Annotated in this window: 27 protein-coding genes; 14 read left to right on the forward strand and 13 right to left on the reverse strand. The window is 73.5% G+C overall.

The window, feature by feature from the left end; translation table 11 throughout:
- Positions 1–123 precede the first annotated feature (123 nt).
- The 6 genes from ACFQ87_RS36705 to ACFQ87_RS36730 form a co-directional block, all read right to left on the reverse strand.
- Complete coding sequence (locus ACFQ87_RS36705) at positions 124–570, reverse strand: hypothetical protein (protein ID WP_380615273.1); 447 nt, start codon at positions 568–570, stop codon at positions 124–126.
- A gap of 201 nt (positions 571–771) precedes the next feature.
- Complete coding sequence (locus ACFQ87_RS36710; protein ID WP_380615274.1) at positions 772–1,101, reverse strand: sulfurtransferase TusA family protein; 330 nt, start codon at positions 1,099–1,101, stop codon at positions 772–774.
- The gene (locus tag ACFQ87_RS36715; protein WP_380615275.1) at positions 1,098–1,784 is read right to left on the reverse strand and encodes a class I SAM-dependent methyltransferase; all 687 of its coding nucleotides are present in this window, start codon (positions 1,782–1,784) and stop codon (positions 1,098–1,100) included. Before ACFQ87_RS36715 ends, ACFQ87_RS36710 begins: the two co-directional genes overlap by 4 nt.
- A gap of 61 nt (positions 1,785–1,845) precedes the next feature.
- Complete coding sequence (locus tag ACFQ87_RS36720; protein WP_380615276.1) at positions 1,846–2,322, reverse strand: MarR family winged helix-turn-helix transcriptional regulator; 477 nt, start codon at positions 2,320–2,322, stop codon at positions 1,846–1,848.
- Between the two features lie 76 nt (positions 2,323–2,398).
- Complete coding sequence (locus tag ACFQ87_RS36725) at positions 2,399–2,755, reverse strand: DUF6204 family protein (RefSeq protein ID WP_380615277.1); 357 nt, start codon at positions 2,753–2,755, stop codon at positions 2,399–2,401.
- Between the two features lie 89 nt (positions 2,756–2,844).
- Positions 2,845–4,023 carry a serine hydrolase domain-containing protein gene (locus ACFQ87_RS36730; protein ID WP_380615278.1) on the reverse strand — a complete coding sequence of 393 codons (1,179 nt, stop codon included), beginning with the start codon at positions 4,021–4,023 and terminating at the stop codon, positions 2,845–2,847.
- A gap of 58 nt (positions 4,024–4,081) precedes the next feature.
- Here ACFQ87_RS36730 and ACFQ87_RS36735 point away from each other — a divergent pair, with 58 nt between their 5' ends.
- Together ACFQ87_RS36735 and ACFQ87_RS36740 are read left to right on the forward strand one after the other, a co-directional pair.
- Positions 4,082–4,453, forward strand: coding sequence for a cupin domain-containing protein (locus tag ACFQ87_RS36735; RefSeq protein ID WP_380615279.1), 372 nt, complete (start codon positions 4,082–4,084; stop codon positions 4,451–4,453).
- A 24-nt stretch (positions 4,454–4,477) separates the two neighbouring features.
- Positions 4,478–4,885, forward strand: coding sequence for a hypothetical protein (locus ACFQ87_RS36740; RefSeq protein WP_380615280.1), 408 nt, complete (start codon positions 4,478–4,480; stop codon positions 4,883–4,885).
- A 59-nt stretch (positions 4,886–4,944) separates the two neighbouring features.
- Here the strand turns inward: ACFQ87_RS36740 and ACFQ87_RS36745 are convergent, their stop codons facing one another.
- Positions 4,945–5,634 (reverse strand): alpha/beta hydrolase, encoded by a 690-nt coding sequence (locus ACFQ87_RS36745; protein WP_380615281.1) that lies wholly within the window; start codon positions 5,632–5,634, stop codon positions 4,945–4,947.
- A gap of 212 nt (positions 5,635–5,846) precedes the next feature.
- Entirely contained in the window at positions 5,847–6,353 is a 507-nt protein-coding gene (locus tag ACFQ87_RS36750; RefSeq protein WP_380615282.1) for a DUF6882 domain-containing protein, read from the reverse strand.
- Positions 6,354–6,506: 153 nt separating this feature from the next.
- Between ACFQ87_RS36750 and ACFQ87_RS36755 the strand changes: the two genes are divergently transcribed.
- The 4 genes from ACFQ87_RS36755 to ACFQ87_RS36770 all read left to right on the forward strand — a co-directional run bounded on the left by ACFQ87_RS36755 (position 6,507) and on the right by ACFQ87_RS36770 (position 10,969).
- Positions 6,507–6,698, forward strand: coding sequence for a hypothetical protein (locus ACFQ87_RS36755; RefSeq protein WP_380615283.1), 192 nt, complete (start codon positions 6,507–6,509; stop codon positions 6,696–6,698).
- 143 nt (positions 6,699–6,841) lie between these two features.
- Positions 6,842–8,341, forward strand: a complete 1,500-nt coding sequence (locus ACFQ87_RS36760; protein ID WP_380615284.1) for a PQQ-binding-like beta-propeller repeat protein — start codon at positions 6,842–6,844, stop codon at positions 8,339–8,341.
- A gap of 161 nt (positions 8,342–8,502) precedes the next feature.
- Positions 8,503–9,312, forward strand: a complete 810-nt coding sequence (locus tag ACFQ87_RS36765; protein ID WP_380615285.1) for an alpha/beta fold hydrolase — start codon at positions 8,503–8,505, stop codon at positions 9,310–9,312.
- A 268-nt stretch (positions 9,313–9,580) separates the two neighbouring features.
- Complete coding sequence (locus tag ACFQ87_RS36770; RefSeq protein WP_380615286.1) at positions 9,581–10,969, forward strand: alpha/beta fold hydrolase; 1,389 nt, start codon at positions 9,581–9,583, stop codon at positions 10,967–10,969.
- 61 nt (positions 10,970–11,030) lie between these two features.
- Here the strand turns inward: ACFQ87_RS36770 and ACFQ87_RS36775 are convergent, their stop codons facing one another.
- Both ACFQ87_RS36775 and ACFQ87_RS36780 read right to left on the reverse strand, forming a co-directional pair.
- Entirely contained in the window at positions 11,031–11,612 is a 582-nt protein-coding gene (locus ACFQ87_RS36775) for a hypothetical protein (protein WP_380615287.1), read from the reverse strand.
- Positions 11,609–12,751, reverse strand: coding sequence for a serine hydrolase domain-containing protein (locus ACFQ87_RS36780; RefSeq protein ID WP_380615288.1), 1,143 nt, complete (start codon positions 12,749–12,751; stop codon positions 11,609–11,611). Before ACFQ87_RS36780 ends, ACFQ87_RS36775 begins: the two co-directional genes overlap by 4 nt.
- Before the next feature lie 288 nt (positions 12,752–13,039).
- Between ACFQ87_RS36780 and ACFQ87_RS36785 the strand changes: the two genes are divergently transcribed.
- On the forward strand, positions 13,040–13,540 hold the full coding sequence (locus ACFQ87_RS36785) for a protease inhibitor I42 family protein (protein WP_380615289.1): 501 nt from the start codon (positions 13,040–13,042) through the stop codon (positions 13,538–13,540).
- Positions 13,541–13,584: 44 nt separating this feature from the next.
- Complete coding sequence (locus ACFQ87_RS36790; RefSeq protein ID WP_380615290.1) at positions 13,585–14,154, forward strand: hypothetical protein; 570 nt, start codon at positions 13,585–13,587, stop codon at positions 14,152–14,154.
- Positions 14,155–14,161: 7 nt separating this feature from the next.
- Here the strand turns inward: ACFQ87_RS36790 and ACFQ87_RS36795 are convergent, their stop codons facing one another.
- Together ACFQ87_RS36795 and ACFQ87_RS36800 are read right to left on the reverse strand one after the other, a co-directional pair.
- On the reverse strand, positions 14,162–14,494 hold the full coding sequence (locus ACFQ87_RS36795) for a hypothetical protein (RefSeq protein ID WP_380615291.1): 333 nt from the start codon (positions 14,492–14,494) through the stop codon (positions 14,162–14,164).
- A gap of 9 nt (positions 14,495–14,503) precedes the next feature.
- Entirely contained in the window at positions 14,504–14,986 is a 483-nt protein-coding gene (locus ACFQ87_RS36800; protein WP_380615292.1) for a hypothetical protein, read from the reverse strand.
- Positions 14,987–15,169: 183 nt separating this feature from the next.
- Between ACFQ87_RS36800 and ACFQ87_RS36805 the strand changes: the two genes are divergently transcribed.
- Complete coding sequence (locus ACFQ87_RS36805; protein WP_380615293.1) at positions 15,170–16,552, forward strand: pyridoxal-phosphate dependent enzyme; 1,383 nt, start codon at positions 15,170–15,172, stop codon at positions 16,550–16,552.
- Here the strand turns inward: ACFQ87_RS36805 and ACFQ87_RS36810 are convergent.
- On the reverse strand, positions 16,549–17,346 hold the full coding sequence (locus tag ACFQ87_RS36810) for a TetR/AcrR family transcriptional regulator (protein WP_380615294.1): 798 nt from the start codon (positions 17,344–17,346) through the stop codon (positions 16,549–16,551). The two genes, ACFQ87_RS36805 and ACFQ87_RS36810, sit on opposite strands and share 4 nt — an antisense overlap.
- Before the next feature lie 104 nt (positions 17,347–17,450).
- Between ACFQ87_RS36810 and ACFQ87_RS36815 the strand changes: the two genes are divergently transcribed.
- The 5 genes from ACFQ87_RS36815 to ACFQ87_RS36835 all read left to right on the forward strand — a co-directional run bounded on the left by ACFQ87_RS36815 (position 17,451) and on the right by ACFQ87_RS36835 (position 21,745).
- The gene (locus ACFQ87_RS36815) at positions 17,451–18,470 is read left to right on the forward strand and encodes an ATP-binding cassette domain-containing protein (protein ID WP_380615295.1); all 1,020 of its coding nucleotides are present in this window, start codon (positions 17,451–17,453) and stop codon (positions 18,468–18,470) included.
- Positions 18,470–19,303 (forward strand): ABC transporter permease, encoded by an 834-nt coding sequence (locus tag ACFQ87_RS36820; RefSeq protein WP_380615296.1) that lies wholly within the window; start codon positions 18,470–18,472, stop codon positions 19,301–19,303. Before ACFQ87_RS36815 ends, ACFQ87_RS36820 begins: the two co-directional genes overlap by 1 nt.
- A gap of 59 nt (positions 19,304–19,362) precedes the next feature.
- Entirely contained in the window at positions 19,363–20,349 is a 987-nt protein-coding gene (locus ACFQ87_RS36825) for an aldo/keto reductase (protein WP_380615297.1), read from the forward strand.
- A 111-nt stretch (positions 20,350–20,460) separates the two neighbouring features.
- Complete coding sequence (locus ACFQ87_RS36830; RefSeq protein ID WP_380615298.1) at positions 20,461–21,066, forward strand: TetR/AcrR family transcriptional regulator; 606 nt, start codon at positions 20,461–20,463, stop codon at positions 21,064–21,066.
- Between the two features lie 88 nt (positions 21,067–21,154).
- Positions 21,155–21,745, forward strand: coding sequence for a DUF4188 domain-containing protein (locus ACFQ87_RS36835; protein WP_380615299.1), 591 nt, complete (start codon positions 21,155–21,157; stop codon positions 21,743–21,745).
- Positions 21,746–22,011: the final 266 nt, after the last annotated feature.

Here is a 22,011-nt window from a genome sequence, read left to right on the forward strand (position 1 = left end):
CCGCCGCCCTGCGCGTATCTCACAACCAACAGCTACCGGAGCCGTCCGGCGCCTGTCAGCCGAACGACCCCGACATCACCCGATCAAGCTCAGTAGCGCCGGGCGCGGATTGTCGGACAGGCCTCAGGGCTGGAGCGGGCCCGGGCAGTTGGTGAGGAAGGCGTGGGCCTGGGCGCGGAGGTGGTCGACCGGCGGATCCTCGCAGACCACCTCCAGACCGAGTCCGGTGGCCTGGCCCCGATGGTAGTAGGACTGGTAGGCGAGGTACGGGCGGTGGCCGTCGGTCGGGTCGAGGCCCACGGCGAGGGTCGCGAAGTGGGTCCGCTCCTTGTCGGTGCGCTTGAACTCCGTTCGGGAGAGCTGCCATTCGAACTCGTAGGGTTCGGGTTCGGCGGGCAGGTCGAGGAGGGTCTGGGCGAGTCGGCGGACGTCGTCCGGATCGGCGAAGGGGAGCGACTCGGACCAGAGTGGTGCGGCGGCGTACAGCTCCCAGCTGTTGCCGTTGTGGCTGACGGTCAGTGCCCACTCGCCGTCCTGGTCGTGCCAGCGGCAGCTGAGGATCGGATCCATGGTGGTCAACCTCCCTGTGGTGCGCGGCCGTTCTACCCCCACCCCCTCATCGTGGCACATCGGGCGGGTTGTCGGAGCAGGGCGTGACCGCTCCTCGGGCGGCTTGCCGGGCTTCCGGCAGAGGGCGGTGGCCGAGCACGGTGATGCCGTGCTCGGCGAGCAGCCGGGGGTGGGCGGGGCGGGCGCGCGGGGACTTTCGGGTCAGTCCGGCGTGGGGTGCCAGGGGCGGTCGGGGCGGGTCGGGACCGGGGAGGAGGTGAGGCGCAGCGCGTACACCTCGCGGTCGTCGGCCGGGTACGGGACCGGGCCGAGGTACTTGTGGCCGGTCAGGTGGCACCAGGCGGGCAGGTCCAGCGGGGCGGCGGGGTCGGTGGTGTGGATGTGGACCACGGCGCCGGCCGGGAGGTGGGCGATCCGGGCGCGCAGCCGGAGCAGGAGCTGGACGCAGAGCAGTCCGGTGCCGTCGACGGTGAGGTCGGGGGTGGTGTCCGGAGCGGTCCGGTCGGGTTCGGTCCGGTCGGGGGCGGTCATCGCGGGGTCTCCTGGGTGATGCGCCAGAGGCGGCGGGGCAGTTCGCCCTCCTCGAAGGGATGGACGTCGGCGAGGTGCCAGCCTTCGGCGAGCCGGTCCACCAGCTCGCGGGGGAAGAAGTGGACGGCGAAGCCGCCGTGTTCCCAGATGTCGTCCCCGTGGCCGGTGCCGGCGCCGTAGTGGGCGTCGCCGGTGTGGCGGACGGTGTAGACGAAGGTGCCGCCCGGGTGCAGCACCCGGCGGACCTCGGCGACCAGCGCAGCGATCTCCTCGGTGGAGAGCGCCATGCAGAGCAGCATGTGGGCGAAGACCGCGTCGACGGAGTCGTCGGGCAGGGGCAGCGGCTCGCGCACGTCGTGGACGGTGGTGCCGACCCGGTCGGACAGGCCCTGCTCGGCGGCCGCGGCGCGCAGCTGCGCCAGGCCGGTCGGGCTGAAGTCGGTGGCCAGCACGGTGAAGCCGGCGCGGGCGAAGTGCAGCGCGTCGCGCCCGTGGCCGGCGCCCAGTTCGAGCACCTCGCGGGCGTCGGCGGAGGCGAAGGCCTCGGCCGCGTACCGCGCGGGGGCGGAGGGCTGCTCGCCGTACATCCCGGGGTTGGCGCGGTACGTCCGCTGCCAGTGCTCGCGTTGGGTGTCGGCGAGCGCGGGCTCCCGGCGGGGCGCCGTGCCGGGGGTGTGGGTCATGGTGTGCTGCCTCAGCGGGGGTGTGCGGTGGTGCCGGTGGTGCGTGCCGTACGGGTTCAGCTTAGGGGTGGGGCGGTGCGGCGGGGCGGGCGGTGTCGGGGGCGCTGCCGCCGAGGCGGGTGAGCAGGGCGGAGAGGAGGGTGAGGTCCTCGGCGGGCCACTGGGCGAAGGCGTCGGCGGCGACCTGGCGGGCGGTGTGCAGCATCTCGGTGAGGCGTTCGCGGCCGGTCGGGGTGAGGGCGGCGTAGGCGACCCGGGCGTCGCGGGCGGCGGCCTCGCGGCTGACCAGGCCGATGCGCTCCAGCGGGGCGAGGCCGCGGGTGACGCCGGAGGCGGTGAGGCCGAGCGCTTCGGCGAGGTCGACCCGGCGCATCCGGCCGCCGGGTGCCTGGGCGAGGTGCAGCAGCACGGTGAAGTCGGACAGGCTCACGCCGTGCAGGCCGCTGAGGCCGGCGTCGAAGCGTTTGACGACGGCCGTCTGGGCGCGGACCAGGCGCAGGGCGGTGTGCAGGGGATCGGGTGTCGTGGGCTCTGTCATTGCCACCTCCTTGACTACTCAAGTATATGCCTGTGCGGAGCCGTCAAGGAGGTGGCGGACGGGGAGGGGGGTCGGGTCAGCCGGTGGCGTTGGCGGCGCGGCGCCGGCGCTTGCCGAGCGGCGCCTGGGAGAGGTCCTCGGCCTGGGAGCGGAGGTTCCTGAAGCCGTAGCCGCGGCCCGTCAGCCAGGACTGCGCGGTCTGCTCGGCCCGTTCGGTGGCCTCCAGGATGTCCTCCTCGGCCTCGCCCCCGTCGAGGAAGCGGAACGTGAAGGCGGCCCGCGCGGAGAGGTCGTAGCTGAGGTGGCCCTCGCGGGTGAAGGAGGCGTGCAACACGTCGTGCTCGGGTGCGGCGGCGAGGAGTTCGGCGCGCTGTTCGTCGGTGAGGCCGTCGAAGACGCCGCGCACCATGATGCGGAAGGTTCGGGTAGTCATGCCCCGACGATAGGCAGGAGGGGCGGTGGGCCGCCAATGCGATTTCCGCCGGGTCCCGCCGCCCGGCCCGGCGGTGGGACCCGCGGGTGCTAGCGGGCGAAGGGGCCGAAGACGGTGGAGGCGAGCCGCAGGGCCGGGGCCGGGGTGACGCCGCTGGCACCGACGGAGTAGACCAGGCGCTTGCTCAGGTCCGGGGTGGTGAAGAAGCCGTCGGAGTAGCCGAGGTCGTGGCCGGTCTTGCCCCAGACCACGGTGCCGTCCTGCAGCGCGATGGCCATCAGCCCGGCGCTGTAGCAGGCCTTGCCCTTGTCCGGCCCGAACTGGCAGTCCCCGGCGTCGCGGTAGGGCACCGGCTGCCCGGCGGCGTCGCGCGGCAGGGCGAGCAGGTCGTGCAGCTGCTGCGGGGGCAGGAGTTCGCCGTCCAGCAGGGCGCGCAGGAAGCGGTCCAGGTCGGCGGGGGTGGAGACCATCGACTCAGGGTTGCCGCCCTGCTCGGAGACGTCGGTCGGGATGCCGGCGTCGTTCAGGAGGTAGCCGGTCAGGTGGGGCTCGGGCATCTCGGGCCGCCCCTCGGTGACCTCGGTGTGGTGCAGGTGCAGGGGGCGGAGGATGCGGGCGGTCACCTCCTGCTTGACGGAGTGGCCGGTCACCTGCTCGATGATCCGGCCCGCCAGGCGGTAGTCGAAGTTGTTGTACTCCTGCTGGGTGCCCGGGTCGAAGACCGGGGCGGCGGGCCCACCCTTCGGGTACAGCGTGCGCTGGACGACCTCGTCGAGGGTCTCGACCTTGAAGCGCTGGGCGATCACGCCGTCGTTGTCCTTGACGTCCGGTCCTTCGACGGCCTGCGGCAGTCCGCTGGTGTGGTCGAGGAGTTGGCGGACGGTGATCGGCTTGAAGCCGTCCGGCAGGGTGCGGGGCAGGTACTGCTGGACGGTGCCGTCCAGGTCGATCCGGTGCTCGGCGGCGAGTTGCAGCAGGACGGCGGCGACGAAGGTCTTGTTGATGCTGCCGATCCGGAAGGCGGCGTTCGGCGCGACCGGCTGCCTGCTCACCGGATCCTCGGCGGTGCCGCGCCAGACCCGTCCGTCGACCGTCACCCGCGCGACCGCGCCCGCCGTCGGATCCCCTGGTCGGGCGGCTATCGCGGCGCTCAGCGCGGCCGGGTCGGGGCCGTCCGTCGGCGGGCGGCCCGCGGCCAGGGCGGGCGCGGGGACGGCGGCGAGGAGCAGCCCGGCGAGGGCGAGGGTGGTGCGCCTGGTGATGGCCATGGGGTCCGTACCTTTCTTCTCTGTGGTCGGTGGGACGAGGGGTGCAGAATGGTCTCCCATGGAGAACACGAGTGTGACGCCGGATCAGTTGCCCTTCTCGCGCGAGGTGCTGTTGGACGAGCCGGTTTCACCGGTGAAGCCGACCTCGCGGGTCGAGGTGCGAAGGATCACCATGCCGCCCCGGTTCGCCGCCGGCTGGCACGTGCACAACGGACCGGTGGTGGGCAGCGTGGTGGCCGGCACGGTGCACTTCCAGGTCGAGGGCGGGCCGGAGACCGAGCTGAAGGCCGGTGAGGTGTTCCACGAGCCGGTCGGGGTGCCGGTACGCTTCGACGCCGGGGCGGAGGGGGCGACCTTCCTGGCGTACTTCCTGCTGGCGGACGGCGAGCAGCCGGAGATCGCCCTGGTGGACGGCGACTCCGCGGAATGACGCGTGAGAGGCGACGGTGGGTGCGTGAGGGAGGGGGACGGGCGGGTGCGTGAGGGGTCGGGCGCCGCGCGACGGTTCCGGACCGGCGGTCCGCTGGTGCTCGCGGGGGCGGGGTGGCTGTGCGGCGTGCCGACGCTGCTCGCGGACGACGACGTCCGCGCGCTGGTGAGCCGCTGCCGGGACAGCCCCGGCGCGCCGGTGTACGTGCTGCCGTTGGCCTGGTCGGGGCTGCTGTTGGGGATCGGCGCGGTCTGCTGGGGTGGCTGGCAGCTCGTGGCCGCCCGGCGGCGGAGCGCCGTCCGGATCGGCTTGGGGCACGTGGCGCTCTGCGTGGTGCTACCGGTGGCGGTGCTGGCGACGCCGGTTCAGTACGCGCTGACGCGGACCGCCGCTCATGACACCGGGCAGCAGCGGAGCAGCTGCTTCGGGTAGCGGACGGTCCCTGCCGTGTCGGCCGATCATGGGGTGCCCGTACGGGAGTTGACGCCTGGTCAGGCCTGGACGGGCAGCCGGGTGCAGACCGTGCCGGTCGCGAGCGCGGTGGCCTCGGCGCCGAGCGCGCTGAGGGTGAAGGCGGTGGTCAGCGCGTTGATGTCGGCGGCCTGCCGGATCAGGAAGTGGCTGCCGCCGGGCACCTCGTACCGCGCGAGGTCCGGGACGACCTGCCGCGCGCGCAGCGCGTACTCCAGGGACTGGGTGGCGTTGGCCGCGCTGTGGTCGGCGGTGCCGTGCACGATCAGCACCCGGCGCCCGGCGAGCTGCTCGACGGCGTCGCCGCTGGGCAGCCAGGGGGCGATCCCGGCGACGCCGACGACGCTCGGGTGCCCGGCGCACCGGAAGGCGGCGCGCCCGCCGAGCGAGTTGCCGATGAGCACCACCGGTGCGCCCGGGTGGCGGCGGGCGAGTTCGTCGAGCGCCCAGCGGGTGTCGACGGCGGTGTCGGCGTCGGCGCCGTTCCAGCCGCTGTAGCGGTAGCGCAGCAGGTGCACCGCGAGGCCGTGCGGGCGGCCGCGGTCGGTGAGCTCGGTGGCGAGGTCCCGCAGGCCCAGTTCGGCGACCTTCAGCGGCCCGCGCCGGCTCCGGAGGAACCCGCCGGGCAGCAGCAGGGCGACACCGTTGACGGGTCCCTCGCCCTCCCGCGGGGTGAGCTCGGGGGTGCGCGGACGCTGCGCTCGGAACACGCCGATCCTTCCTGAGGCTTCCAGCCGGACAGGCGGATTCTACGGTTCCGGGGGCGGGCCGTGGTGCGTCAGCGGCGACCGGAGGACCCGGCCGGTGACCCTGGTGCACCTGCCGGTGCGGGTGTACCCGGGGCTGCACGGGAACCGGGCGTCGGGAGGGGGGTCCACAGTGCCGCTTGAGGGGCAATATTGGCCCGTGGAAGGCTTGGGTGTCAGTCGATCTCGACGGTGAAGGTCGAGGTGCTGCCGTCCTGGGAGGTGAGGGTGACCGGGCCGAAGGTGATGAACGTGGTCGAGGTGGCGCCGGGGGCGCGGTAGAAGCCGGTGGCCTTGGTGATCCGGACGGCGAGGGCGGCGAGGGTGGCCGCCAGTTGCTCGTCCGCCTCGACCTCGGGTTCGGCGAGGGCGGCGTGGCCGTCGGCCTCGGCCCAGTCGCGGACGCTGCCCGCGTCTCGGCTCAGCGCGGTCAGGATGCTGGGGTTCGCCCAGGCCCAGAGCCAGGAGGCCGAGCCGGGGCTCCAGGTCGCGAGGATCTGGGCAGGAGCGGTCGCGGTGCGGTCGGGGAAGGTCCAGGTGATCAGGCCGGTGCGCTGGTCTAGGCCCCAGCGGTCGGCGGTGCCGAGGCCCCAGGTGGTGTGGGCCTCGGCCAGCTGGTCGATCATCTGCTCGCCCTGGAGGAGCAGCGTGGCGAGGCCGGACGGGGGAGCGGTGCTTTCCATGGGGCGAAGTGTGCCAGCGCCGATTCCGGCAGCTCAGGGCGCCCCTGCCGCTCAGCGGACGCACAGGCCCGCCGGGGCGGCGAGCTTGCGGACCTGGTCGGCGGTGAGGCGGGCGAGTTCAGGGAGAAGGGCGGCGATGTCGGGGGGACAGGGGTGGACGTGTTGGTGACGCTGACCGGCGGTGCCGGGGCGGGCAAGACGGCGCCGGCCGGGGCACTGCGCCACGTCGAGCCGTTGTGGCGGGAGTGCGACCTGGTGGTCGACGGTGCGCTGGCTCCGGAGACGCTGGCCGGGCTGGTGTGGTCGGCGGCTGCCGAGAAGGCCGGGCGCAGCCGCGATTCGTAACGATCGCGCCAGTCGGGACCTCCCATGTGCAGGGGAGAGCGGGGTTTTCCCTGCTCTTTGTTTAGGATCTCGTCCTGCTCTGCGACGATCCGATGATCGTCGCCCTATTGCGGTGGGCGGCGCGTCGCAGGGGAGAGACCGGCATGGCCGAGGGGCCTGAGGACAGCGTCGTCCGGGTGCGGACGAGGTGGCGCGCCAGGTTCGCCATGAGCAAGGAGACCTGGATGGTGGTCTCCGGCGGGGTGTTGGGCGCGATGTTCGCGAGCCTGGGCCTGGCGGTGCTGTTCGCCCCCGCCAACGGGTTCGGCGGCGACAGCCTCGGGTTCATGGGCGTCGTCAGCATCCTCGGGCTGATGCCCTGCGGCGCCGGATTCGTCTGGGCACTGATCCACCCCCGACACGGGCTCCCGTCGGCGGCCGTCGGGGCGTTGCTGGGGCTGGGGATCTTCCTCTGCTTCGCCGGGGACGGCCTCAACGACTCCTGGAAGGCCCCGCTGGACCGTCCGTCCACGGTCCGCGCGGTCGGCAGCTGGACCAGCGGGGACCTGGTGGTACGGGTCAGGCCCGACCAGGTGGTGGCCTACCACAACGTCGGCGGGGCCGTCGCCTGGCGGTGGGCGCCGCCGGGTGAGGACTCCGTGTGCACCATGAGCCGGGGGATCGGGGCAGGCATCGGCCTGATCGGGCACTCCCCGCACGACAAGCCCTGCACCGCCGTGACGGCGCTGAACCTCGCGGACGGCAGCGCGAGTTGGCAGGCCACCGTGGACGCGCCCGCCCGGGACGGTGACTCCGCCTCGCCGGATCTGGTCGCGGTCGCCGGTCCGCAGGCCGTCCTGCAGGACAAGGACGGCTGGCGGGCCGTCCGGCTGACGGACGGCGCCGCGCTCTGGCACAGCGCGGCCGACCCGGGGTGCACCCCGGTGCAGGTCTCGGGCGGGGACCAGGACGTGGTGACGGTCACCCAGTGCGGCGACACCGCGCCGCCGGTGCTGCGGACGCTGGCGCCGGCGGACGGGAAGGAGCGGTCGAAGGTCGTCCTGCCGGGCGAGGGCGGGGTGAAGAACCTCGCGGTGGTGTCCGTCGACCCGCTCGCGGTCTGGGTCGACGCCCAGGCCGAGCGCGGCACCCACGCGGTGCTCAGCTACGACGGGGCGGGCCGGCAGCGCGCCTCGATCCCGGTCTCCGGCGACGAGTACGACCTCGACGTGATGCTGGGCGGCGTCCACGCCTTCGACGAGTTCAGCGCCCGCCCGCTGTTCGGTGGGATGGTGGTCGGGGACCTGTTCATCGTGCCGGGCGAGAAGCCGGGCGACGTGGGCATCAGCGGCGGCAAGCACCCGAGCCGCACCGCCACCGGGCGGCTGGTCGCGTACTCGCTGGCGGACGGCGGCAAGCGCTGGACGGCGGGCCTGGACGACCAGGTGACCGGCGTGCTGGTGGACGGCGCCTCGGTGTGGGCGATGACCCGTGACAAGCTGACCCGGGTCGACGCGCAGACGGGCCGCCGGAGCCGGGAGCTGGACGTCAACGACACCGCCTCGCTGTACCCGGTCGACCTGTCGGTGGCCGCGCGGGAGCGGTTCACGGTGGTGGCGGAGGACGGGACCCGGGACGAACCGCCGGTGCGGGGGATGAGCTGACGGCTCCGTCCTCCCGGACGTCACGTTCGGCAGGATCCTGGACGCCGCGGCCACCGCCCTCGCCGGTGACCGCGCGTGACCGCACCCGGATCGAAGGCTGAGCGTTCCCAGCGGTTGTGTCAGGCTGGTGGGGGAGCACCGCCGAGGTCGGGAGGCTCGTGATGGCCGAGATCAGGGTGAACGGGGTGTCGCTGCACTACGAGGCCCGTGGCGACGGCCCCGGCGTGGTGCTGGTGCACGGGTCGTGGGGCGACGGGGACTCCTGGGCGCGGGTGCTGCCCGGCCTGGCGGAGTCCACCACCGCCGTCGCCTACGACCGGCGCGGGCACAGCCGCAGCGAGGACCTGCTCACCCAGGGTTCGGTGCACGAGGACGCGGCCGACCTGGCCGGGCTGATCCAGGGGCTCGGCCTGGCGCCCGCCTTCGTCTGCGGGGACTCCTACGGCGCGCTGGTCACGCTCCGTCTCGCCGCCGCCCGGCCCGACCTGCTGCGCGGCATCGCCGTGCACGAGCCGCCGGGCGCCGGCATCCTGCTCGCCGACCCGGATCTGCGCCCGATCGGCACCGCCTTCGCCGACCGGATCGCCGCCGTCCGGGAGCTGCTGGAGCAGGCGGAGTCCGCAGCCGCCGCCGAACTGTACGTGGACAGCCTCGCGTTCGGGCCGGGCGCGTGGGAGCAGTTGCCCGCGCCGATCCGGCACACCTACATCCGCAACGCGCCGACCTACCTGGACGAGCTGCGCGACCCGGACGCCTTGGACCTGGACCTCACCGGGCTCGCCCGGTTCACCGACCCGGCGCTGCTCACCCAGAGCGACGACAGCGCGCCGATGTTCGGCGAGGTGCTGGACCTGATCGACCTCACCCTGCCGAAGGCGGAACGGCACCTGTACGAGGGCGCCGGTCACGCTCCGCACCTGTCCCGGCCGGAGGAGTGGGTGCGGGTGGTCCTGCCGCGCGCGGCGCTCTGAAGCCGGTCGGCGGGCCGCGGACCCGCCCGCACGGCGGACCGCGCGGGTCGGAGTTCGTGTGCCGGAGTTCGCGCGCCGGATTCGAGCGTCGGCCTGTTCGCATGCTCCGGCTGGAGGACCGGAACGGTCGGGGTCGTCGCCCGTGCGGGTTGTGACCCTTCGCCCCTGGTCGAATCCTGACCCGAATGCTCGCCTTCGAAGTCGCCCTGGGCACAAGCTACTTCCGTGACCGCGCCAACACGGACGCGGTGCGAGCGGAAGGACGAACATGACGAGCAAGCGCGGCCGCATCGCCGCCCTGCTGGGCGCCGTCGCGGTGGTCGCCGGCACCGCCCTGGCCGGCCCCGCCGTCGCGGCGCCGACCCAACCGGACCGGCACGGCGGCGGGATCACCGGGCAGGCACCCTGCCAGGGCGCGCCCGAATTCACCTGCGGGACCATCACCGTGCCACTCGACCACAGCGGCGCCGTCCCCGGCACCCTCCAGCTCGACGTGGCGATGACCGGCAACGCCGACGCCCCCAAGGGCGACCTGCTGTTCCTCACCGGCGGCCCGGGCCAGCCCGGCGTGCCGCTGATCCGACGGATCGCGGGCAAGATCGCGCCCGTCCTCAAGGACTACCGCCTGGTCATGTTCGACCAGCGCGGCACCGGCGGGCGGGCGCTGCAGTGCCCCGGGCTGCAGGAGGACATGGGCTCCTCCGACCTGACCCCGCCCCGCAAGCAGTCCATCGCCGACTGCGCCGCCGCCCTCGGCCCGAACTCCCGCTTCTACAGCACCGCGGACACCGTCGGCGACATGGACCTGCTGCGCCAGGCCCTCGGCGACCACCGCCTCACCATCGACGGCGTCTCCTACGGCACCTTCGTCGCCGCGCGGTACGCGCTCGCCCACCCGGCGCACGTGGCGCGGCTGGTGCTCGACTCGGTGGTGCCGCAGGGGGGTTACGACCCGCTGGACCTGGTCGCGCTGCCCGCCACCGCCCGGGTGCTGCGCGCCGCCTGCCAGGCCACCGGCTGCACCACCGACCCGGCCGCCGACCTCGCCACCACCGTGCGGAAGTACGGCAACGGGCCGCAGATCCTGGACGCGCTCACCAGCTACGAGTTCGCCGACCCCAACTACGCCGTGGTGCCGGAGCTCCTGCACGCAGCCGCCGGCGGGCAGCCGGAGAAGCTCCAGGCCTTCATCGACGAGGTGCACAAGAACGACGCCGCACCGGCCGAACTGCTCAGCCAGGGACTGCACGCCGCCACCCTGTGCGCCGACGGGCGCTACCCGTGGGGCACGTCGGACAGCCCGGTCGAGGGCCGGGCGGCCGCGCTGGAGGAGACCCGGCAGGACCTGACCCCCGAACAGACCTGGCCGTACGACGCGGCGACCGCGACCGGGCTGGGCAGCCTGCTGGTCTGCCAGGACTGGCCGCGCGAGGAGGTGCCGCCGACCCCGCCGGCACACCGCAAGCTGCCGAACGTGCCGGTGCTGCTGCTCGGCGGCGACCGCGACCTCTCCACCCCGTACGAGTGGCTGTACCAGCAGGCCGAGTCGACCCACGACCCGGAGATCGTGATCGTCCCCGGGGCGTCGCACTCGGTGCAGACCCGGGCGGCCAACCCGCTCGGGCGGCAGGCGGTCTACGACTTCCTGCTGAAGTAACCGGAAGCCGCAAGCGGCGACGGACCGTTCCGCACAGGGGTCGGAACGGTCCGGCGTCGCTTCAGCGTTCGGCCGCGCCCCAGCCGTCGTCGGGCCGGGTGCGGTCCGGCTCGGGGCAGTCGACGTGGTCGTAGCCCCAGAGCACGGCCTTGTGCAACAGCCAGTCCGCCAGGGGTGGTTCGTCGTAGCCCACCCGGTCGGTCAGGACCAGGGCCACCCGGACCTCCGCGGCCGGGGCGAACTCCAGGGTCCGCTGGCCGGGCACGTTCTCGTAGGTCACCGTCTGCCAGGAGCAGCCGGCGGCGGTCAGCGCGGCGGTCAGCGCGGACTCACCGACGTGGGTGTCGAGCGTCAGCGATCCGCCCGCCGGTTGCGGGAGTTCGAGCTCGCCGTGCCAGATCGGCAGGGACAGCGACCGGAGCCGTCGGCAGCGGCAGAACACCGTCTGCACGTCGCCCCAGCCGAAGGCGTGCGGCCAGCGGTCCTCACGGTGGACGCGGCCGCCGTCCCACGGATCGCCGTAGTGGGCCGCGAGTTCGGGCAGCGAGGCGTCGTAGCGCAGCTCGTCCAGGGCGCCGGTGGCGGCGAGTCCGATCAGTCGGGCCAGGAAGTCCGGCGCTCCGACGGGCACTTCGGGCGTCACCCCAGGCACCCGCGCACCGCCTCGATCAGCCGGTTGGCGCGGGCGTCACCGTGGCCGATCATCCGGTTGGCGACGTACGCGAAGCCGACGCCGAACTCGTCGTCCCCGAAGGCGAACTGGCCGCCGGCGCCGTCGTTGCCGAAGCTGCGCGGGCCGAGCAGCCGGCGGAAAGCGGGGGAGTCGAGCAGCACTCCGGAGCCCCAGCGGGCGCCCATGTCGAAGCCCAGGAAGCCCTGGCCGGAGGAGAGTTCGCGCACCGCGTCGGCCACCGTGTCGGGCGAGAGCAGCCGCTCGCCGCCGTCCAGGCCGGTGACCGCCGCCGCGTACAGGCCGGCCAGGCCGGTGGCGGAGCCGACGGCGCCGGCGCCGGGCAGCTCGATCGCGTGCAGGGCCGGGTCGTTCCAGCCGTGCGGCACGTCCAGACCGGGGAAGACCAGGGCGCCGTTCATGGTCACGATCCGGGTGAGCAGGTGCTCCGGTCCGGGCATCGGGCGGCGGCCCTCGGCTTCCACCAGTCGTGCCACGCGCGGGAGTTCGCTGTCCGGCAGGCCGATCCAGAGCGGAAGGCCGAGCGGCTCGGCGAGCTCCTTGCGCAGGAACGCGCCCGGGGTCAGGCCGGTGATCCGGCGGATCACCTCGCCGACCGTGAAGCCGAGCACATGGCCGTGGTACTCGTAGGTCGTCCCCGGCTCCCAGAGCAGCTCCTGCTCCTCGATCGCGCGGACCACCGGCTCCCAGGCGGCGATCTCCTCGAAGGAGAGCACCGTGTCCAGCGCCGGGAGGCCGGCCCGGTGGCCGAGGATCATCCGGGTGGTGATGTCCTGCTTGCCGTGGCGCGCGAACTCGGGCCAGTAGCGGGCGATCGGGGCGTCCAGGTCGAGCCGGCCCCGCTGGGCGAGGAGCAGGGCGCTGACGGCGACCGCGCCCTTGGCGCAGGAGAACACCGGCACCAGGGTGTCCCGCGTCCAGGCCCGGCCGGTGCGCTCGTCGGCGGTGCCGCCCCACAGCTCGACCACCTTGCGGCCGCCGACGTACACCGTGACCGCGGCGCCGAGCTCGGGGAACTCCTCGAAGTTGGCGGCGAAGACGTCCGCGACGGCGCCGTAGTGCTCGTCAGCCCACCCCTGATACTGCCGCATGGCGCGTGTCCACCCTTCTCTGACCAAGATCACTGACCGGACCACGGTACGGGGTCGGCGCGGCCGCGACGAGTGATTTGACCGGGCTGGGGCGAATGGGGCGGATGTGACGGCCCGGGACACCCCGGCGCCCCGGTGGCGGCCTGGGGCGCCCCGGTGGTCCGGTCCTCCGGTCCTCCGGGCCCACACTATGCTGTCCGGCGGTCTTCGGACCGTACGGCGGAACATCGGGGGAGGAACATGAGCGACGACGGTGCCGGAACGGGGAATGCCCAAGTGAGGCCCGAGTTGAAGACCCCACAGCCGCGGAGCGGCCGCCGCTCGGCCAAGCGCCGGATCCTCCTGGCGCTGGCCGCGGTGCTGGCCGTCGCGGGCATCGTCGGCGCGGTGGCCGTCCACCGGATGACCACCGGCAAACTCGACCACGGCACGGTGTTCACCGCGTCCTCGGGGCAGCTCACCGTCAAGCCCGGCGACCTGTTCTCGATCGAGGTGTTCGGATACGAGGGGGAACGCGATGCTTGGACCGTGGCCTACCCGGGCCCCGACCCCGCCGTCGTGCAGCCGTCCGGAGACGAGTACGTCGACAACGTCGGCATCGAGGACCTGGCGAGCTTCGTCCTGATCGGCAACCAAGGCTCGGGCGGTCACTACTACTTCACCTTCCGCGCCCGGAATCCCGGCCAGACCACCATCACCGTGCACGCTGGGTACCGCGACCGGTTTGGTGGGCACCTCTCCAGCGGGTCCGATCAAACCATGCGTCAGTTCACCGTCGACGTCCGCTGAGCGGGCTCCGGAGCTGTGACGGCCAGTCGAGAGGAGGGGGCGATATGGACGGCGAGGCGCTGACGGCGCTCTGGGAGCGTCGGTGGCCGGGCAGTCCGCCCGTCGGGCACGAGATCGACCCGGGGGAGCGGGACGTCTGGGTGCGGTTCCACAGCCTGCCGCGGTCCAAGCGCCACCCGGAGACCGAGCGCGAGTACGCGATCGCGCTGGAGCGCTACAACACCGTGCTGGACGAGCTGTTCGCCGGCGCCGAGGTGTACGTGATCACGCCGGTGTGGACGGCGGAGCCGGGTGCCCCGGGTGACCCCGTCGTGCGCCCCGCAGGGGAGCTCTGGCGGAGCTGGCTGCAGACGGACGACCCGGATCCGGAGTTCCGCACCTACTGTCACGTCTTCGTCGAGCGGCGGGAGTGGCGGCGCGGCTGCCTGGACGGGCTGCTGCGCCGGGTCGCCGACGACGAGGTGGCCGGGGTGGTCGTCGCGGACACCGGCCTGCGGCGGCTTCACCATCCGTACGACGGCGGGGCCGACGTCTTCCTCGCCTCGACGGAGGAACGGGACCGGCTGCGCGAGCGGCACGGCGACTGGCTGTCCGAGCACCCACTGTTGCTCTGACGGTACGTCACATGTCGTCGGCGGCCGGGTCGTACAGTGGCAGGAAGTGCACCACCGCCTCCTCGTACGGGTGGGCCGCGCGGACGGCCTTCAGCACGGCGGCGGCCTGCTCCCGTTCGCAGAAGGACTCCACCCGGCACTCCTCCGCCCGCTGCACCTCGCCCGCCGTGCCCTGGTAGGGCCGTGCGTCGGGGGAGGGCAGCCAACTGCCGGTGATCCGCCAGACGCTGGTGCAGCGGGCGTACTCGCCGGCCCGGCCCGCGCCGGCGGCGTGGAGGGCGTCGACGACCTGTTCGACGTGGCTCTCGGGGACGGATACCTCGATCTTCAAGCGCGTCATGCCTGGACCCTAACGGGCGATGGCTGCCGTCGGGCGGTGTCGGCGCGGCCAGGCCGCCGCCGCCAGGGCCGTGCCGATGCCGACGAAGGCCGCCGCCCCGGCCGGGACCACCCAGCCGGTGAGCGGGTGGTTGCCGTCGTCACTGCCGAGCGCGCCCAACAGGGCGGTGAGCAGGCCGTACGGGATCAGCAGGGTGCCCGCCCAGGCGGCGACGAGCAGCAGACGGCGGAGCGGGCGGCGCTGCGGCGGGCGGTGGGCCAGGACGGCGGCGAGGGCCAGGCCGATCAGGGCCAGTACGGCGGTGAAGTCCACGCCGTGGTGCTCCAGCCAGATCAGGGCGGTGGGCGCGCCGTTGCGCCGGAACTCGTCGGCCATGTCGAAGCCGTCGGCAAGTCCGGCCCGGCCGCCGGCCGCCCAGTAGGACTTCAGGGCGATGTAGGGCAGGGCGAGGCTGCCGGCCAGGGTGACGGCGCGCAGCTGGTTCCGGGTCATGTCCGCTCCTCGGGGTCTGGTGTCCCCAGCCTGGTGTCCTTGACGTCGGCCGGCGTCCTGCCCGGAGAGGGGCCGCCTCCCCCCGGTGGGGGAGGTGCGCCGCGGGACGGCTAGCTGGGCGCGGGGGTGGGCAGGCTCGCTCGGACACGCATGCACACGTTGCACCGGATGAAGGAGCGCATGATGACCGCAGTGCACGAATCCGTCCTCGACGCGATCGGCGGGACGCCGCTGTTCCGCCTCGCCCGGCTGGGCGCCGGGATCGCCGCGCCGATCTACGCCAAGGCCGAGTTCCTCAACATCGGCGGCAGCGTCAAGGACCGCGCCGCACTGTCGATGATCCTGGCCGCCGAGCGGGAGGGTCTGCTGAAGCCCGGTGGGACGATCATCGAGGCGACCTCCGGCAACACCGGCATCGGGCTGGCCATCGTGGGCCGTCGGCGCGGGTACCGGGTGATCGCCGGGGTGTCGGACAAGTCGTCGCCGGAGAAGTCGGACATCCTGCGGGCGTACGGCGCCGAGGTGGTGCTGGCGACGACCTCCGTGTCGCAGGAGGATCCGCGGCACCTGTTCAACGTGGTCAAGCGGCTGACCGAGGAGATTCCCGGTGCCTGGCTCGCCAACCAGTACGACAACCTGGCCAATCCGGACGCCCATGTCCGCACCACCGGTCCCGAGATCTGGGAGCAGACCGGCGGCCGGGTGACCCACTTCGTCGCGGGCGTCGGCACCGGCGGCACCGTCACCGGCACCGGCGGCTACCTGAAGGAGGTGTCCGGCGGCGCGGTGACCGTGATCGGCGCGGACCCGGAGTCCTCCTCGTACGGCGGCGGGGACGGCAGTCCGTGGTTCGTCGAGAGCATCGGGCACTTCCTGCACCCCGAGACGATCGAGGACCGCTGGCCGCAGGCCTACCGCTCGGAGGTGATCGACTCCTTCGAGCGAATCCCGGACCGCGAATCGCTGCTGACGGCCCGTCGGCTCGCCCGCGAGGAGGGCATCCTGGCCGGTCCGTCCTCCGGTACGGCGGTGGCGGCGGCCCTGCGGGTGGCGCGCGGGCTGGGGCCGGAGGACCTGGTCGTGGTGCTGTTGCCGGACTCGGGCCGCTCGTACCTGTCCAAGGTGCACAGCGACGGGTGGATGCGGCGCTGGGGCTTCCTGGAGGAGCCGGGGGATGCGGAGCTGCGCGCCGCGCTGGCGGCGGCCGGCCCGCTGGTGACGGTCGGCGCGGACGCGACCGTCGGCGAGGCGCTGGAGGCGCTGCGGGACGCGCCCGGCGGGGTCGCCCCGGCCGTACTGCCGCGGGCGGCGCGGCCGTACGGGGTGGCCGACGCGGAGGTGCTCGGCTCGGTGTCCCGGGAGGTGCTGCAGGCGGCGCTCGCGGACGGCGGGGCCAAACCCGACGGCCCGGTGCGCCCGCTGCTCGGGCCGGCCCTGCCGACGGTCGGGGTCGGGCAGCCGGCGGCCGAGGCGCGGGCCGCGCTGGTGGGCGGGCACCCGGGCGTGGTGGTGCTGGTGGACGGGAAGGCGACCGGGGTGCTGACGCGGGCGGTGCTGGGGGCCTAACTGTCCATTGCGGGCGCCAGGATGGCGAGGATGACCCGGTCCAGGGTGCGGTCGAAGGTCTGGTCCGGGTCGGCGGTCGGGCCCGCGGTGGCGAAGGCCTGGGCCAGGTTGGGGTAGGCGCCGCTCGTCGCCGCCTGGGTGAGGTAACCGACCATCTCCGCCTGCCACTTGGCGCCCGCGACCGCCGTCTGCTCGTACTGGGCGAACTGGCAGATGAACCCGTTGAACAGCGCCATCGCCTCCATCCGCGCCCCGCCGGCCAGGCCGGTGGGGGCGGTGACGGCGAGGAAGTGGTCGGTGTAGCGCAGGGCGTTGGGGCCGATGCTCGGGCGGGCGAGCACCAGGGCGGGCAGCCAGGGGTGGCGGCGGAAGATGGCGAGCTGCTCGTGCGCGAGGCGGGCCAGGTCGGCCCGGACGTCGCCGCTCGGCTCCGGCGGCAGCCGGTACTCGCCGCTGGCCGCGTCGAGCATCAGATCGAGCAGGTGCTCCTTCTTCGGCACGTAGTTGTAGAGCGACATGGTGCCCGCGCCGAGCGCGGCCGCGACCCGGCGCATCGAGACGGCGTCCAGGCCCTCGGCGTCGGCGATCACGATGGCGGCCGCGGCGATCGAGTCGCGGCTGTGGGCCGGGCGGGGGCCGCGGCCGGTGCGCTCGGGGCGCAGCCAGATCAGCTCGGGGGCCTCGGGGGGTACGGGCTTGCCCGGCTGCTCCGGACCGCCGGGACTCGGGGGGCTCTCGGGGTTGTCGGAGCCGGTGGGTCCTTCGGGACTGCTGGGGGTGCTGCTGGACGGCACTGGAAGATCACCTCGCTCCCCCATCTTAGATACGTACGGCGTACGTAGTACGATTGCGTCCGCGCGCGCTTCTACGTACGCTGTACCTAGAGAAGGGCAGAGTCATGTCCGACACCACCCGACCCGCCATCGAGATGGCGGGCGTGGAGAAACGATTCGGCTCCACCGAGGCCCTGCGCGGCCTCGACCTCACCGTCCCGGCCGGCACCGTCTGCGGCCTCCTCGGCCCCAATGGCGCCGGCAAGACCACCGCCGTGCGCGTTCTCGCCACCCTGGTCGCCCCCGACCGGGGCACCGTCCGGGTCGCCGGGCACGACGCCGTCCGCTCCGCCGAGGAGGTCCGCCGGGCCATCGGCCTCGCCGGGCAGCACGCCGCGCTGGACGAGGGCATCACCGGGCGGGACAACCTCCGCATCTTCGGCCGGCTGCACCGCCTCGGGGCGCGGCGGGCCAGGGCGCGCGCCGACGAACTGCTGACCCGCTTCGGCCTCGCCGAGGCCGGTGACCGGCTGGTCCGCGCCTACTCCGGCGGCATGCGCCGACGCCTCGACCTGATCTCCAGCCTGGTCACCAGTCCGCCGGTGCTCTTCCTGGACGAGCCCACCACCGGGCTCGACCCGCGCAGCCGGCAGGGGATCTGGGACACCGTCAAGGAGTTGGCCGACGGTGGCACCACCGTGCTGCTCACCACCCAGTACCTCGAGGAGGCCGACCGGCTGGCCGACGACATCGTGGTCGTCGACCACGGCGCCGCGATCGCCACCGGCCCGCCGGCCGAGCTCAAGGCGGCGATCGGCAGCCAGGTCTCCGTCACCCTGGCCGACCCCGGCCAACTCGGCGCCGCCGCCGTGGTGTTGTCCTCGCTCTCCGGGGGCGACGCCCGGGTGGACGTGGCCGAGCGGGTCGTCACGGTCCTGACCCGGCCCGGCGCCAACGTCCTGCTGCCCTCACTGGTGCGGGAGTTGGACGCGGTCGGGGTGGTCGCCGAGGACGTCGCGGTGCGGGCGCCCTCGCTGGACGACGTGTTCCTCGCACTGACCGGGAAGTCCCGGGAACCCGGCGAGCGCCGGGAATCCGGGGAGCCCCGGGAGTCCGGTTCCGCCGACCTGGGGAGGGCCGCCTGATGGTCGCCGTACCGTTCGCTTCGGGGCCGGCCGCCTCGCGTCCCTCGCTCGGCGGCCGACTGGCCTCCGACACCTGGACCTCGATGCTCCGCGTCCTGCTCAACTACCGCCACTCGCCGGCTCTGTTGGCCGCCTCGCTGGGCGTTCCCGTGGTCATGGTGGTGGTCTTCGGGTACGTCTTCGGCAGCGCCATGCAGGTGCCGGGCGGCGGGGACTACCGGGAGTTCCTGATGCCCGGACTCTTCGCCATGGTCGCCACCAACGGCATCATGCCCACCATGGTCGGCGCCGCCCGTGACGTCGGGCGAGGGGTCACCGACCGGCTGCGCTCGATGCCGGTCTCCCGCACCGGCCTGCTGCTCGGGCAGACCCTCGCCGACCTGCTGGTCAGCGCGGTCGTGCTGGCACTGCTCGCGCTGGTCGGCCTGGCCGCCGGATGGCGCGCCCGGCACGGCATGGCCGACGCGCTGGGGGCGTTCGCGCTGCTGCTCCTCTTCCGGTTCGTGATGACCTGGGTCGGTACGCTGCTCGGCCTGGCCGTCGGCAAGGAGGAGGCGGCCGGCCAACTCTCCGTCGTCGTCTTCCCGTTGGCGATGATCACCAACGCCTACGTGCCCACCGGCGGGATGCCCGGCTGGCTGCGGGTGGTCGCCGACTGGAACCCGATCAGCTCCGTCGTCCAGGCCTGCCGCGAACTCTTCGGCAACCCGTCCGCGCCCGGCGGCGCCTGGCCGATGCAGCACGCGGTGCTCGCCTCGCTGCTCTGGAGCGCCGTACTGCTCGCGCTCTGCGGGCCGCTGGCCGTACGGAAGTTCGCCACGCACGGACGGTGACCCGCCGGGTCCTGAAATGTGCTGGACACTCGCGCCGGTGTGGTCTTGGGTGGGGCGCCATGGAGTACACCCACCTCGGCCGCACCGGCCTGACCGTCTCCCGCCTCTGCCTCGGCACCATGAACTTCGGCCCCCACACCGAGGAAGCCGAGGCCCACCGCCTCATGGACACCGCCCACGAGCGCGGCATCAACTTCTTCGACACCGCCAACGCCTACGGCCGCGACAGCGAGGGCAACCTCAAGGGCCGCACCGAGGAGATCATCGGCCGCTGGTTCGCCCGGGGCGGCGGGCGCCGCGAGCGCACCGTACTCGCCACCAAGGCCTACGCCGAGATGAGCGACTGGCCCAACGAGGGCCGGCTCTCCGCGCTCGCCATCCGCAAGGCCGTCGAGGCCAGCCTGCGCAGGCTGCAGACCAACCACATCGACCTCTACCAGATGCACCACATCGACCGGGACACGCCCTGGGAGGAGATCTGGCAGGCGATGGAGGTCCTGGTCGCCCAGGGCAAGATCATCTACGTCGGCTCCAGCAACTTCGCCGGCTGGCACATCGCCCAGGCCCAGGAGGCCGCCCGCTCCCGGCACTTCCTCGGCCTGGTCAGCGAGCAGTCGCTCTACAACCTGCTCGACCGCACCGTCGAACTCGAGGTCATCCCCGCCCTCCAGCACTACGGCCTCGGACTGATCCCCTGGTCCCCGCTGCGCAGCGGCCTGCTCGGTGGCGTCCTGCGCAAGGAACGCGAGGGCACCCGCGGCCGCAGCGCGCTGGGCTACGCGAGCGAGCACCTCGAGAAGCACCGCGAGCGGATCCAGGCCTACGAGGACTTCGCCGACGAACTCGGCACCGACCCCGCCGACCTCGCCCTCGCCTGGCTGCTCTCCCGCCCGGCCGTCACCGCCCCCATCATCGGCCCCCGGACCCCGGCCCACCTCGACGCCGCCCTCGCGGCCCTCGACCTGAAGCTCGACCAGAAGACCCTCGACCACCTCGACGAGCTCTTCCCGGGCCACCAGCCCGCCCCGGAGGACTACGCCTGGTAGGCCCGGGCCTACGGCGCCGGCCCCCGGGGACAGGACCCGGGGGGCGGACCGTCGCGAACAGCCGTTCGTCCGTCCGGCGAAGGCCCCGTCGGCTGTGGTAGCAAGGCGGACATGAGGGAACGGGAGGCGTACCACCACGGGGCGTTGCCGGAGGCGCTGGTGGCGGCGGCGTTCGAGGTGTTGGACGAGCAGGGCCAGGAGAAGGTGAGCGTCCGGGAGGTGGCGCGCCGGGCGGGGGTGTCGGCGGGGGCGCCGTTCCGGCACTTCGCCGACCGGCAGGCGCTGTTGACCGCGGTGGCGGACCGGGTGCTGGCGGACTTCGAGCGCTGGCAGGAGGCGCAGGTGGCGGCCGCGGAGGCGGCCGGCGGGTCGGCGATGCGGGCGCTCGGGCTGGGGTTCGTCCGGTACGCGCTGCGCCATCCGCGGCGGTTCGAGCTGGTGCGCTCGCGGGTGTTCACGGCCACCCGGGACCCGGAACTGCGGGAGCAGCTGGACGGGATGGACCGGGCGTTCGCCGGGCTGATCGTGGCGGACCAGCAGGCGGGCCGGCTGGGGCCCGGTGATCCGGAGCTGGTGCTGCTGTCCGGGCAGGCGCTGGTGTACGGGCTGGCGCAGATGATCGTGGACGGGTACCTGCCGGCGGAGAAGGCGGAGGAGCTGGCCGTCCAGGTGCTCGACACCTTCCGCGATGGGATCGCCAACAGGCCGGAGCAGTAGTGGAATTGTGGCTGTAGCGAGCCTTGACCGGCCTGGTGCGCGCTGATGTAATCACCGATTACATGAGTGCGGATACGGGGAGGCGCAGATGTCGTTGTTCGCCAAACCGCGGCCGGGCTACACCACTGCCGGTGCCACCGGCGACACCGTGGTGCTGCTGATCGGCATGCGGATCAACCGCTTCTGGGCCCTGCACCACTGGGGCCCGGTGATGTACGCGATGCTCCGGATGCTGCGCGAGCTGCGCCGCAGCCCCGAACGCGGTCTGCGCGGCCGCATCCTGCTCACCGCCTCGCCGCGCACCTACTACGTCGTCCAGTACTGGGAGTCCAAGGAGCACCTGTACCGCTACGCGAGCGCGCCGGACGGCCTCCACCACACCGTGTGGGGCATCGCCAACCGCAAGGTGCGGGAGGGGAAGCTGCGTGGGCACGTCGGGCTCTGGCACGAGACCTACGTCGTCCCGGAGGGCGGCTACGAGTCGATCTACTTCGACATGCCGCCGTTCGGCCTGGCCGGCGCCACCGGCCAGCTGCCGGTGGAGGAGCGCGGACGGCACGCCGCCCAGCGTCTGGCCTACCGGTCGAGCGGGAGCGAGACCGGCGGGGCGGGGGAGCCGAGCGGCGCCGGGAAGCGGGTCGGCGAGGCGGCGGTGGGGGACGGCGTGGCGGGCGCGTAGGTGTGGCCACCGCCGGTCGGCGCGCTGTCGGGCGAGTCCGGCCCCATGGCGATCGCCAGGTGGATCCACGGCCCGATCACCACCAGCGCGCCCGTCGCCACCAAGGCCAGTACTCCCAGCGCGACCTTCTTCACCGTTGCCTCCCCGTTCCTCGTTCGCGGCGTGATCACGTTAGGAGGACCGGTCGACCGGACGCCTGAGTACGGGTACTCAACGGCTACTCGAGGAGTGTCGTGAGTCGTCCGACCACCCGGGCGTGAGAGCGT

It is taken from the genome of Kitasatospora sp. NPDC056531 (assembly GCF_042794375.1).
Classification (GTDB): Bacteria; Actinomycetota; Actinomycetes; order Streptomycetales; family Streptomycetaceae; genus Kitasatospora.